The organism is Psychrobacter sp. ER1 (genome assembly GCF_048631835.1).
GTDB lineage: Bacteria > Pseudomonadota > Gammaproteobacteria > Pseudomonadales > Moraxellaceae > Psychrobacter.
This window is the reverse complement of the sequence record NZ_CP184640.1, coordinates 2,845,407-2,859,316: the sequence shown is the minus strand read 5'-3', so window position 1 is coordinate 2,859,316 and position 13,910 is coordinate 2,845,407. Positions and strand designations below refer to the sequence as shown.

The window sequence follows — 13,910 nt, the reverse complement described above, 5'->3', positions numbered from 1 at the left end:
TAATGTGTCGTATCAAGTCAGTCTTAGCTTACAGTTTGAGCGCATAAAAACCTTGTTTTTGGCACTTTTATTATAAGTCGATTGATAAGATTAAAGGAGTCAACTTATGGCATTAACGCTAGAACAAAAACAACAAGTTGTGGCTGAAGTGTCTGAAGTTGCTGCTAATGCTTACTCAGCAGTAGCTGCCGAATATCACGGTATTGGTGTTGCACAGCTTACTAAGCTGCGCGAACAAGCTCGTGATAAAGGTGTTGTTTTGAAAGTGGTAAAAAATACACTAGCAAAACGCGCTTTCGAAGGCACTAAGTTTGAGAGCATGTCAGACCGTATGACTGGTCCACTACTTTTGGCTTTCTCTATGGAAGACTTGGGATCTGCTGCTCGAGTCGTTTTCGACTTCAGCAAAGATAACAAAGCTTTAGAGACCAAATTAGTATCAGTCGGTGGTGAAGTTTATGGTCCAGAAGAGCTAGAGCGCGTATCGAAGCTACCAACTCGCGACGAAGCAATCTCTATCTTGATGGCTACTATGAATGCACCAGTGACCAAGCTTGTCCAGACTATGAACGCTGTTCCTGGCAAGTTCGTTCGCACTGTAGCGGCAATCAAAGACGCAAAAGAAGCTGCTTAATTGCTTGTTTTAACGTAACTTTAACATCGCTAATTTTGGTTGCATTTTATTGTCACATTAGGCAAGCAATCAAAGCGATATTAGAATCAATTAATTTTTATCAGATAACGGAGAGTTCTCATGGCACTATCTAAAGATGACGTGTTAAATGCAATCGCTGAAATGTCAGTAATGGATATCGTTGAGTTAATCAGCGACATGGAAGAAAAATTCGGCGTAACAGCTGCTGTTGCTGCTGCACCTGCTGCTGCTGGTCCTGCTGCTGCTGCTGCTGAAGAAAAAGACGAGTTTGACGTAGTTCTTGCCAGCTTTGGCGAGAAGAAAGTTGGCGTAATTAAAGCCGTACGTGAAGCTACTGGTCTTGGCCTAAAAGAAGCGAAAGATTTGGTTGAAAGCGCTCCAGCTCCAATCAAAGAAGGCGCATCTAAAGCTGAAGCTGAAGAGTTGAAAAAGAAACTTGAAGAAGCTGGTGCAACTGTTGAACTAAAATAAGTTTAACACTGTACGAAAAAAGCTGGTAATGCCTTGCATTGCCAGCTTTTTTTACTATAATTCGTAGCTTGACCTTTTGTGTCTGCCAACATACGTATGCAACATCACGGTGGATACCCATCAAAAGGACAGACGATATACATGCAAGCACACATGCCAGTTTTTGAAATCAGTTAATATGAGCTAAACGTCTGTAGATGTTTGGCATTTTTTTGTGTCTGCATGCTTTCCTATCAACACTATAGTTTATACTGATTCTAAAAGTTATAGTTACCCCGATTATTAATCCTGAAAAAAGCGGTATTCTTAAAAAGCTGTTGATCATAAGTTGCCTACTTGGTGTGGCGTGACTGTCGATATTCAGTCTCATAGACAGTTTGTATGTGTAGGGAACATAGTTCGGTAATAAGTAGTCTAGATGGCAAGTGGTATGGATGCAATCTTAGTAGACATTATTTCCCAGCAATGTATTTGTAAAGTAAGCCTGATAGGCAATGCGTTATAGATTATATAATATTGAATTTTTTGGTTGCAACAGTCATATAGACTGATTCACTTACCATGAATTTAGCAAGCAATGATGAGATTAAGTGAAGTGTGCTAGGTAAGCACTGAAGAGTAAAGTAGTAATTGACAGAAAAGACATGAACTGAACACGAAGACCCGTTTTATATTATCGTTTACGTCGCCACGTTTGCATCGTATTTATGCATACTGGCCACGCTTTTAATTTGTTTCCACGTTTACTGTAAGGACTCTCGATGGCATATTCTTATACTGAAAAAAGCGTATTCGCAAAAGTTTTGCTGAATTGCCCACTGTAATGGACATTCCCTATTTACTGTCTATTCAAGTAGATTCTTACGAGCAATTTTTGCAAGAGCACAAAAAGCCGAAAGCTCGTGAGAATACTGGTTTGCAAGCTGCGTATTCCTCTATTTTCCCAATTGAGAGTCACTCTGGTAACGCAGAGCTACAATTTGTTGAGTACTATTTAGGCACGCCTGAATTTGATGAGCGTGAGTGTATCTTACGTGGTTCAACGTTTGCGGCGCCAATGCGTGTCAAAATCCGTTTGATCATCAAAGACAAAGACAGCAAAGACAAAGATAGCAAAGCTGCTATCAAAGATATCCGTGAGCAAAGCGTTTACATGGGCGAGATGCCTTTGATGACGGCTAACGGTACTTTCATTATCAATGGTACTGAGCGTGTTATCGTATCTCAGCTACATCGTTCACCTGGTGTGTTCTTTGACCATGATAAAGGTAAGTCGCATTCAAGTGGTAAAGTGCTTTATAACGCACGTATCATCCCTTACCGTGGTTCATGGTTAGACTTTGAATTTGATGCAAAGGACTTAGTCTTTGCTCGTATTGACCGTCGCCGTAAGCTATTGGCTTCTATCATTCTACGCGCACTTGGTCTAACAACTTCTGAAATCTTAGATTTATTCTTTGATAAAGTCGCTGTTTATAAAGCTGAAGAGACGTTTGAAATTGATCTAGTTGCTGATCGTCTACGTGGCGAGATGGCTCAGTTCGATATCGTATCACCTGAAGGTGACGTTATTGTAGAGCAGGGCAAACGCATTAACGCCCGCCGTATCCGTCAGCTTGAAGAAGCAGGTATGACGAAAATTGCGGTACCTGATGAATATTTATATGAGCGTATCTTAGCAGAAGACATCGTCGTTAACGATGAAATCATCGCTAAAGCAAACACGCCAATCGATCACGAGTTATTGGTTAAATTGAACTCATTTGAAGCCAGTGGTGCCATCAAAGAGTTTAGCATCCTATTCACGAACGATATCGATCAGGGTAGCTATATTGCTGATACGCTACGTGCAGATAGCACGTCGAGCCGTGAAGAAGCATTGATCGAAATCTATAAAGTCATGCGTCCAGGTGAGCCACCAACGGTTGAGACTGCTGAGAAACTGTTTGAAAGCATGTTCTTCAACGCAGATCGTTATGACTTATCAAACGTTGGCCGTATGAAGTTCAACCGTCGTCTTGGTTTAGAATTTGATAATACTGATGATCCTGATATCCAGCGCGAACGCAGTGTATTGACCAATGATGATATCGTTAACGTTCTAAAAGAACTTATCGAGATTCGTAACGGTCGCGGCGATGTCGATGATATTGACCATCTTGGTAACCGTCGTATTCGTTCAGTGGGCGAAATGGCAGAAAACCAATTCCGTGTTGGTCTAGTACGTGTTGAGCGTGCTGTAAAAGAGCGTTTAAGCTCAGCAGAATCAGACAACCTGTCACCACAAGATTTGATTAACTCTAAGCCAGTAGCGGCTGCGGTTAAAGAATTCTTTGGTTCAAGCCAGTTGTCACAGTTTATGGATCAGAACAACCCGTTGTCTGAAGTTACCCATAAGCGCCGTGTATCAGCGTTAGGACCTGGTGGTCTAACTCGTGAACGTGCAGGCTTTGAAGTACGTGACGTACATGATACGCATTATGGCCGTGTATGTCCTATTGAGACTCCTGAAGGTCCAAACATTGGTCTGATCAACTCACTAGCGACATTTGCTAAAACCAACAGCTTTGGCTTCTTAGAAACGCCTTATCGCCGTGTGGTTGATGGTAAAGTGACTGACGTTATTGAGTATCTATCAGCAATCGAAGAAGTAGGTACTGTCATTGCACAGGCTGATTCTCCAATGACTGAAGATGGCGCGTTATCTGATGAGATGGTCAGTGTACGTAGCTATGGTGAATTTGTTCGTATGCCGCCAGAAAAAGTGACGCATATGGATGTATCACCAAGTCAGGTAGTATCGGTTGCAGCAGGTCTGATTCCGTTCCTAGAGCATGATGATGCTAACCGTGCCTTGATGGGCTCGAACATGCAGCGTCAGGCTGTTCCTACGCTACGTGCTGATAAGCCGTTAGTAGGTACTGGTATGGAGCGTCACGTTGCTCGTGACTCTGGTGTTTGTGTGATCGCTAAGCGTGGCGGTGTGATTGAAGATGTTGATGCATCACGTATCGTTGTTCGTGTAAACGAAGACGAGATGACTGCTGGTGAAGCGGGTATCGATATCTATAACTTGATCAAATACACGCGCTCTAACCAAAACACTTGTATCAACCAACGTATCATCGTTAACCAAGGTGACGAGATTGCTTTGGGTGATATCTTGGCTGATGGTCCTTCAACGGATCTTGGTGAGTTGGCATTGGGTCAGAATATTCGTATCGCATTTATGCCGTGGAACGGTTATAACTTCGAAGATTCAATCTTGCTATCTGAAAAAGTAGTTAAAGAAGATCGTTTCACTACTATTCATATTCAAGAATTAACTTGTGTGGCTCGTGATACCAAGCTAGGTACAGAAGAGATCACTGCTGATATTCCAAACGTTGGTGAAGCAGCATTATCAAGTCTTGATGAAGCAGGTATCGTCTATATCGGTGCTGAAGTTGACGCTGGCGATATCTTAGTTGGTAAAGTGACGCCAAAAGGTGAAACGCAACTAACGCCAGAAGAGAAACTACTACGGGCTATCTTTGGCGAAAAAGCGGCTGACGTGAAAGACACGTCACTACGCGTACCGACTTCAAGTAAAGGTACGGTTATTGATGTACAGGTCTTCACCCGTGATGGCGTTGAAAAAGACGCACGCGCAAGAGCGATTGAAAAATCGCAGCTTGATAGCTATCGCAAAGATTTGAAAGAAGAGCTACGTATCTTTGAAGAAGCAGCACGTGGCCGTATTGGTAATCTATTAGATGGCCAAAAAGTCAGCGGCGGTGCTGGTCTAAAAGCTGGTACGGTTATGGCATTGGCTGATATGAAAGATATGAGCCTTGAGACTTTGCTGGATATCCAACCAGTAGAAGAAGAAATCTCTGAGCGTCTAACGCAAATCGCTGATTATTTGGTTGATAAGCAGAAAGACATCGATGTGAAGTTTGCTGAGAAAAAACGCAAATTGACTGCTGGTGATGACTTGCAACATGGTGTACAAAAATCGTTAAAGTATATCTAGCGGTTAAGCGTCGTATTCAGCCTGGTGATAAGATGGCTGGTCGTCATGGTAACAAAGGTGTGGTATCGCGCATCATGCCAGTTGAAGACATGCCTTATGATGAAAATGGTAATACCGTTGACATCGTATTGAACCCACTTGGTGTACCATCTCGTATGAACATCGGTCAGGTTCTTAGAGACGCATTTGGGTATGGCAGCGAAAGGATTGGGCGAGAAGATTGACGGTATGCTCAAATCTCAAGCAGCAATCAAAGAGCTACGTGACTTCTTGGACAAAATCTATAACCAAGTAGGCGGTGAGCAAGTTGATCTTGATAGCTTAAGTGATGATGACATCATGGCGCTAGCAGACAATTTACGTGGCGGTGTACCGATGGGTACTGCTGTATTTGACGGTGCAAGAGAAAGCCAAGTTAAAGACTTGCTCGAACTTGCTGGTATGGATCGCGATGGTCAGCAGACGTTATATGATGGTCGTACAGGTCAGAAGTTTGACCGTAAAGTAACCGTTGGTTACATGTATATGCTCAAGCTTAACCATTTGGTTGATGACAAAATGCATGCGCGTTCAACGGGTTCTTACTCTCTAGTCACGCAGCAGCCACTCGGCGGTAAAGCTCAGTTTGGTGGTCAGCGCTTCGGTGAGATGGAAGTATGGGCACTAGAAGCATACGGCGCGACTTACACGTTGCAAGAAATGCTAACGGTGAAGTCGGATGACGTTGAAGGCCGTACTCGTATGTACAAAAACATCGTTGATGGTGAGCAGTATATGGATCCAGGCATGCCTGAGTCGTTTAACGTACTGACCAAAGAAATCAAATCACTGGGTATTAATATTGAGTTAAAACAAAGCAACTAGCCCGTTGTTTAACTTAGTTGTCCACTAAAGGCAGTCTGCTTTATTGCTGCTGCTTTTAGTGATTTGTCTCAACCCTATTCATTGCCTTCATTCATCTTATCTGCGTCAATGGTACGCTTTCAGATGATTATAAAGATAACGGAGAAGCAACTTGAAAGATTTACTCGATATCATGCAAAGCCCTACCGGCAACGGTAACCAAGAGTTTGATAGCATTCAAATTACTTTAGCGTCACCTGACGTCATCAAGTCATGGTCGCACGGCGAAGTAAAAAAGCCTGAAACCATCAACTATCGCACGTTCAAGCCTGAGCGTGATGGTCTTTTTGTGCCAAAATCTTTGGCCCAGTAAAAGACTTCGAATGTTTATGTGGTAAATATAAGCGCCGTAAGTTCCAAGGCGTTATCTGTGAAAAATGTGGTGTGGAAGTTACCACTGCTAAAGTTCGTCGTGATCGCATGGGTCATATCGACCTAGCCAGTCCAGTTGCGCATATTTGGTTCCTAAAATCATTACCAAGCCGTATCGGTCTATTGCTAGACATGACGCTACGTGATATCGAGCGCGTTCTATATTTCGAAAGCTACATCGTCACTGAGCCGGGTCTGACTTCTTTAGAGAAGTACCAATTGCTTGATGATGAAGATTATTACAAAGCGCTTGAAGAGTTCGGTGATGAATTCACAGCTAAAATGGGTGCTGAAGCCGTTCAAGACCTACTAAAAGACATCGATATCGATCTTGAAATTGATGAGCTACGTGAAGCGATTCCACAAACTGGTTCTGAGACTAAGCTTAAAAAGATGTCTAAGCGTCTCAAATTATTAGAAGCATTCCGTGATTCTAATAACAAGCCTGAGTGGATGGTAATGAACATCTTGCCAGTACTACCACCAGATTTGCGTCCTCTAGTACCGCTAGAAGGCGGCCGTTTTGCAACGTCAGATCTAAACGATCTATATCGCCGCGTGATCAACCGTAACAACCGTCTTAAGCGTCTGCTTGAGCTGAGCGCACCTGATATCATCGTACGTAACGAAAAGCGTATGTTGCAAGAGTCAGTAGATGCGTTGCTTGATAACGGTCGTCGCGGTCGTGCCATCACTGGTAGTAACAAGCGTCCATTAAAATCTTTGGCAGATATGATCAAAGGTAAGCAAGGTCGTTTCCGTCAGAACTTACTTGGTAAGCGTGTCGATTACTCTGGTCGTTCGGTTATCGTTGTAGGTCCAACACTACGTCTACATCAGTGTGGTCTACCTAAGAAAATGGCACTAGAACTATTCAAGCCATTTACTTATAACAAACTATTGTCTCATGGTTTAGCGACTACGATTAAAGCTGCCAAAAAGATGGTAGAGCGTGAAGAGCCACAAGTGTGGGATATGCTGGCCATGGTTATCCGTGAGCATCCAGTACTTCTTAACCGTGCGCCAACCCTTCATCGTTTGGGTCTACAGGCATTTGAGCCAGTATTGATCGAAGGTAAAGCAATCCAGTTGCATCCGCTTGTTTGTACTGCATTCAACGCCGATTTCGATGGTGACCAAATGGCCGTTCACGTGCCATTGACGCTAGAAGCGCAGCTTGAATCACGTGCCTTGATGATGTCTACCAACAACATTTTGTCACCTGCGAACGGTGATCCGATCATCGTACCATCTCAGGATGTTGTACTAGGTCTATATTACATCAGTCGCTCGTCGATCAATGCCAAAGGCGAGAGCATGATTTTTGCTACCGTTAATGAAGCATTGCGTGCAATTGGTTCAAACGACCTACATGTAAACGCTAAGATCAAAGTGCGTGTCACTGAGACGCAAATTGACGAAGATGGTAACGAGACTAAAGAAATCAGTATCAAAGATACGGTTGCTGGTCGTCTACTTATCTGGAATATCATGCCTAAAGGTATGACGTTTGATGAGTGTAACCAAGAGATGACGAAGAAAAACATCTCTCGTTTGATTAACTCTTGCTACCGTAAAGTTGGCGTCAAAGAAAGTGTTATGTTTGCTGACCAATTGATGTATCTTGGTTTTGCTCAAGCAACATTATCTGGCGTGTCTATCGGTATCGATGACATGGTCATTCCACCACTTAAGAAGCAAATCATCGAAGTGGCAGAAGGCGAAGTTCGCGAAATCGAAGATCAATTCGAGCAAGGCTTTGTAACTGCTGGTGAGCGCTATAACAAAGTAGTTGATATCTGGTCACGTACCAATGACAAAGTCGCTAAGGCGATGATGGACAACTTGGCAACAGATAAAGTTATCAACGCACAAGGTGAAGAAGACGAGCAGAAATCATTCAACTCAATCTTTATCATGTCAGATTCTGGTGCTCGTGGTAGTGCGGCACAGATTCGTCAGTTGGCTGGTATGCGTGGTTTGATGGCGAAACCAGATGGCTCAATCATTGAGACACCGATTAAAGCTAACTTCCGTGAAGGTTTGACGGTACTACAGTACTTCATCTCAACTCACGGTGCACGTAAAGGTCTAGCGGATACGGCACTGAAAACGGCTAACTCGGGTTACCTAACTCGTCGTCTAGTTGATGTGGCACAAGATTTGGTTATCACTAGCGATGATTGTGGTACTGAAGAAGGCCTACTCATGAAACCACATATCCAAGGTGGTGAAATCATTGAGAAGCTCGGTGAGCTAGTACTGGGTCGTGTGACTGCTCGTGACGTTACTTACAATGATGATGCTGATAAAGTATTGATTCCAGCTGGTACATTGATCGATGAGTACTGGGTTAACGTCCTTGATAACAACGCAATCGATGATATCTGGGTACGTTCAGTAATTACGTGTGATATCGAACATGGCGTATGTTCACAGTGTTATGGTCGTGACCTTGCACGTGGTCATAAAGTGAATATCGGCGAATCAGTCGGTGTTATGGCAGCTCAATCTATCGGTGAGCCGGGTACTCAGTTAACCATGCGTACGTTCCACGTGGGCGGGGCCGCGAGTTCAGCCTCTGTAGACAACAGCATCTCTGTACGTAATGCTGGTCAAGCGCACTTTGAAAATATGAAAACAGTACAGCATACCGATGGTCACTTAGTCATCGTATCGCGTTCAGCTGAAATCGCATTGACCGATGAGCTTGGCCGTGAGCGTGAGCGCTATAAAGTACCATATGGTTCAAGCGTACTTGTGAAAGACGAAGAGCAGGTTGAAGGCGGTCAAACTATCGCTAAATGGGATCCGCATACGCATCCAATCATCACAGAATTTGCTGGTACAGCACGCTTCAGTGACATCACTGATGGTATGACTGCAACAGTTAAGGTTGATGATGCGACTGGTATGAGCTCATTTGAGATTTTAGCCACTCGTGACCGTTCAAGCTCAGCAAAAGACTTACGTCCTGCGATTATCTTGAACACTGACGAAGGCAAAGAAGTGGTTTACTTCTTACCAGCTGAAACTATCATCCGCGTGAGCGATGGTGAAAAAGTAGCAGCAGGTTCGATTCTGGGCCGTGTACCACAAGCGTCTTCTGGTACAAAAGATATTACCGGTGGTCTACCACGTGTTGCTGACTTGTTCGAAGCACGTCGTCCAAAAGATCACGCCATCATGGCAGAAATGACTGGTGTCGTTAGCTTTGGTAAAGAGACTAAAGGTAAGAACCGCTTCATTATTACTAATGAAGATGGTGAAGTACATGAAGAGTTAATCCCGAAATGGCGTCAAATCAACGTCTTTGAAAACGAGACGGTAGCACGTGGTGAAGTGATCGCTGATGGTCCACAGAACCCACATGATATCTTACGTTTGAAGGGTCAGACTGCACTTGCTGATTACATCGTCAACGAAGTACAGGACGTTTATCGCTTGCAGGGTGTAAAAATCAACGACAAGCACATCGAAGTTATCATTCGTCAGATGCTGCGTAAAGTTGAAATCACTGACGGCGGCGACTCAAGTCACTTCAAAGGTGATCAGGTAGAGTATGCAGATATCAAAGCATTGAATGCGAAGCTAGAAGCGGAAGATAAATTCCCAGTACAGTTTGAGCGTCAATTACTAGGTATCACCAAAGCAAGTCTAGCAACTGAAAGCTTTATCTCAGCGGCTTCTTTCCAGGAAACAACCCGTGTACTAACTGCGGCTGCTGTGACTGGTAAAGTGGATGAGTTACGTGGTCTGAAAGAAAACGTAGTTGTGGGTCGCTTGATTCCTGCAGGTACTGGTCTTGCTTATCATAAAGCACGCAAAGAAAAAGCAGATCAGAAGCTACAAGATAAAGATTTGAATGCAGCGTTTGATATGACTGCAAGCACTGATAGCAAAGACTTTGCAAGCTTTGACGAAGCATTTGCTCAAGAGTTAAATCAAGATAATTAATCGTATTAAGTATTTTGATTCATTCTTAATTTAATAAAAAAGCCAGCCTAAGTTGCTGGCTTTTTTGTGCGTATAAAAAACTAAGAAAGGCATGGTGCTATCATCTAAAAAAATAGTACACTGGAAATATGCTCTAATTCACTATTCATAAAAGGATAATTAGCAAATGGCAGGTAAAACTCGCGTCGCCAAATATCAAGCAGATCGAACCAATCAAAAGTTATATTTCTGTCGTTTATCTTGCCAATCTGCAGGAAGTACCAATGATAAGCAGTTATACCAAGCACACTGTGAGACTGCTATTTTTCACTTGCATGGTGCTTTATTGGCATTCATTCAGGAGCTCGGTCACTTCTATAGCCTAAATATGACGGCGCCAACTTTGCTCGATATTGAGCAAGCACTGAGCGAGCGAACCCAAGTATCTCCTGAGATTCAGCGTTTGCAGCAATTACAGCAGCAAGGTTTTATCGCCAATATAGAACGTGCTTATCAGCGCTGTCTTTATGCAGTACCACCAGATACTATCGTCGATGAAGCGCCAAGTAGCCAATCAGCGTCGCCAGACTTGATTGTCAATGTTGTCACTTTATCCAATCAATGGCTGCCTGATGAGACCACAATACGAGAATGGCGCAGTCAGCTTTTAGAGCTGATTGAACAACTGCGTGCAGGTATGGTTGAATTCTAATAGGAAGTAAACTAGCAAATTTATTCTTTGACCGCTATTTATTGAACCATTTGAAAGGATGATTAAGTAGGGTAGGCCATAGTCTACAGCGCATAAAAAGGCTTATTCAGTCATTGCTGAATAAGCCTTTTTCTTATTAACTAAAAATAGTCTTGTTTGTTACTCTGGCATCGGTGGCATACTTTCAACGGGTGTCACCGTTAATGGATTTTCCGGTACGCTGTCATCACTACGATTGCTACTTGGTTTCGTTGATGGTGGAGTGCTCGTCTCCTCAGTAGGCTCTGGAACCGAAGGCTTACGCTGCTGGGTTTGAGTCTTGACTGGTTTTGCTGATTTATTGGAGGCATCGTTAACTAGGATACCATCATCAGTCATCTCTATAATGTCTTGCTGTTGCTTTCTGGATTTTGAGCGATTATTGATAGATACCCATTGGCTTGGCGTGTCTTTCAGCTGAGCTTTCATAAAGTCCATCCAGACTGGCAGCGCTGCCACACCACCATATTCACGGCGGCCCATAGTAGATGGTTGATCGAATCCCATCCATACTACTGTCGCATTGGTAGGATGGAACCCTGCAAACCAGGCGTCTTTGGCCTGATTGGTGGTACCAGTTTTGCCACCGATATCATTGCGACCTAATGCCTTTGCTCTTACCGCTGTACCGCGTTGGACTACATCGCGTAGTATATCGGCCATCTCAAAAGCCACTCTAGGTTGCAGTATGCGCGGTGCTTGTTTGGCCCTTACATATTGTACGGCAGGCGCTTTTAGGCGGTCTGACTGTGGACCTGCGTTATATACCGTTAAATCAAGCTCTTTATCTGTTGTTTCGCTATCATCATTACCTTCTGATGATGTATTATCGGCAGTTATTTCATTACTGCTATCATCAAGCGCTTCAATTGACTTCTCATACTCTTCAACTAAGCTGCTATTAACCTTCTCAAGTTTTTCGTTAAAGCATAGTGCACACGCTTGACGTGGATTTGCCTGAAACAACAGCTCGTTTTTATAATTGTAAATTTGTTCAATAAAGTAAGGTTGGACACGATGACCACCATTCGCGAAGGTTGAGTAAGCCGTGGCCATTTGTAATGGTGTGGCTTGTCCTGCTCCGAGTGCTAATGACAAGGTTGTCGGTAGCTTTTCTTTATCAAGACCAAATTCATCTAATAGGTTGCGCGTACTTGAGATACCGATAGCTTGCAACAAGCGAATAGATACGAGGTTACGAGACAAATATAAACCACGACGTAAAGTGATATCACCTAAGAAACGTTCATCAGAGTTTTTGGGTTTCCAGTCACCTACTTGGATAGCTCGGTCAGACACGATGGTATCTGGGCGATAACCTTTTTCTAAAGCAGCGGTATAAACAAGCGGTTTAATGGTTGAGCCAGGTTGACGCCAGCCTTGTAGAGCGCGGTTGAACTTACTGTGGTTAAAATCAAAGCCACCGACCAATGCATTGACAGCACCAGTCTCTGGATTCAACGAGACCAAGCTACCTTGGATTTTAGGTATTTGACCTAGTTGCCAGTTGCCATTTGAAGTAGGTATCACACGAACGATATCGTTTTTCTTAACAACTTGACTGGCATTGCTAGGGTAATAACCAATACGGTCAGCAGAAATATATTTACGTGCCCATTTCATACCAGACCAATTAACGGTCACTTCTTCACCAGATTGTAGGACTGCGTCAAAACTACGAGAATTGACTTTAGTCACCTTGGCAGGAGACATATTGCTGTAACGTTGGAAGTTTTCGAGAGGCTCATCATTTGCTTCAGCCCCACGCCAACCATGGCGATGCTCATAGGCAATTAAGCCTGTTACTACTGCTGCTTCTGCATCTGTTTGCGCTTTACTATCTACTGTGAGACGTACGCGCCAGCCACCGTGCATGACTTGATCACCGTAACGTTCGACTAAAGAAGCTCGCGTCATTTCTGCCAAATAAGGCATATTTACATCGAGCTTTTCTTTGTATAGGTTGATACCTATAGGAGAGTTGACCGCTTCATCATACTGAGCTTTGGTAATATAGCCAAGCTCATGCATGCGTCCAACGATCCAGTTACGGCGAGTCAATGCGCGGCTAGGATTGGCTACAGGATTATATTTAGAAGGGGCTTTTGGTAGGCCGGCCAACATGGCCATTTCAGCAATAGTTAGATTGTCTAATGACTTACTATAGTATTTTTTGGCCGCAGCACGGATGCCGTAGGCGCCTTCGCCTAGATAGATTTTATTGACATATAACGTCAAGATGTCGTTTTTGCTCAGTTCGTCTTCGATCTTACGCGCCAAAAACAACTCTGTTAGTTTACGGTTTAAAGTACGTTCTGGACTTAAGAAATAGTTTTTAGCGACCTGCATTGTAATGGTAGAGCCACCGGTTTGACCATCGTCATCAGTGACTGCTTCGGTGACAGCGCGACCAAGACCTTTAATGCTAATTCCACTATGCTGAAAGAAAGAAGCATCTTCGGCCGCTAAAAAAGCATGAGTTAAATCTTCAGGAATCTCATCAAAACTAACTGGTAAAGATAAACGATTACCGTATTGGCCGATTAATTTATCATCACTACTATAAATCTGTAATGGCATTTCTAGTTTAGCTGTTTTAATTTCTTGCGTACTAGGTAGGGTCGGCGATAGATACATGGCCATCCCATAAAAACCAATAGGTACAGCAAGTGCTAGAACAACTGCCAATGCTAGGCAAGCGATAAAGAGTCCCACCAAAAAGCGAATGAGACGAGCGGTAGCATTTGTTTTGGCCATAATAAGACTTATTAGTTAGAATTTGTAGCAGACAATATTATTATACATTG

The 13,910-nt window shown here is 43.4% G+C and carries 4 protein-coding genes and 2 pseudogenes; 5 read left to right on the top strand and 1 reads right to left on the bottom strand.

Annotation, left to right across the window (positions count from 1 at the left end; genetic code table 11):
• Positions 1–106 precede the first annotated feature (106 nt).
• The 5 genes and pseudogenes from rplJ to ACOBWA_RS13260 all read left to right on the top strand — a co-directional run bounded on the left by rplJ (position 107) and on the right by ACOBWA_RS13260 (position 11,064).
• The gene (gene rplJ, locus ACOBWA_RS13280; RefSeq protein ID WP_057761724.1) at positions 107–634 is read left to right on the top strand and encodes a 50S ribosomal protein L10; all 528 of its coding nucleotides are present in this window, start codon (positions 107–109) and stop codon (positions 632–634) included.
• Positions 635–754: 120 nt separating this feature from the next.
• The gene (rplL, locus tag ACOBWA_RS13275) at positions 755–1,126 is read left to right on the top strand and encodes a 50S ribosomal protein L7/L12 (protein WP_057761722.1); all 372 of its coding nucleotides are present in this window, start codon (positions 755–757) and stop codon (positions 1,124–1,126) included.
• Between the two features lie 761 nt (positions 1,127–1,887).
• Positions 1,888–6,005, top strand: a pseudogene (rpoB, locus tag ACOBWA_RS13270) (DNA-directed RNA polymerase subunit beta).
• Positions 6,006–6,156: 151 nt separating this feature from the next.
• Positions 6,157–10,373: pseudogene (gene rpoC, locus ACOBWA_RS13265) on the top strand (DNA-directed RNA polymerase subunit beta').
• Between the two features lie 166 nt (positions 10,374–10,539).
• Positions 10,540–11,064 carry a DUF6586 family protein gene (locus tag ACOBWA_RS13260; protein ID WP_420229630.1) on the top strand — a complete coding sequence of 175 codons (525 nt, stop codon included), beginning with the start codon at positions 10,540–10,542 and terminating at the stop codon, positions 11,062–11,064.
• 159 nt (positions 11,065–11,223) lie between these two features.
• On the opposite strand, the gene ACOBWA_RS13255 is transcribed toward ACOBWA_RS13260, so the two are convergent.
• Complete coding sequence (locus ACOBWA_RS13255; RefSeq protein WP_420229629.1) at positions 11,224–13,860, bottom strand: penicillin-binding protein 1A; 2,637 nt, start codon at positions 13,858–13,860, stop codon at positions 11,224–11,226.
• Between the last annotated feature and the right edge of the window lie 50 nt (positions 13,861–13,910).

Bases quoted from the DNA above. Each gene is read 5' to 3' on its own strand.
- rplJ (WP_057761724.1), top strand. From the start codon at position 107: ATGGCATTAACGCTAGAACAAAAACAACAAGTTGTGGCTGAAGTGTCT.
- rplL (WP_057761722.1), top strand. From the start codon at position 755: ATGGCACTATCTAAAGATGACGTGTTAAATGCAATCGCTGAAATGTCA.
- ACOBWA_RS13260 (WP_420229630.1), top strand. From the start codon at position 10,540: ATGGCAGGTAAAACTCGCGTCGCCAAATATCAAGCAGATCGAACCAAT.
- ACOBWA_RS13255 (WP_420229629.1), bottom strand. From the start codon at position 13,860: ATGGCCAAAACAAATGCTACCGCTCGTCTCATTCGCTTTTTGGTGGGA.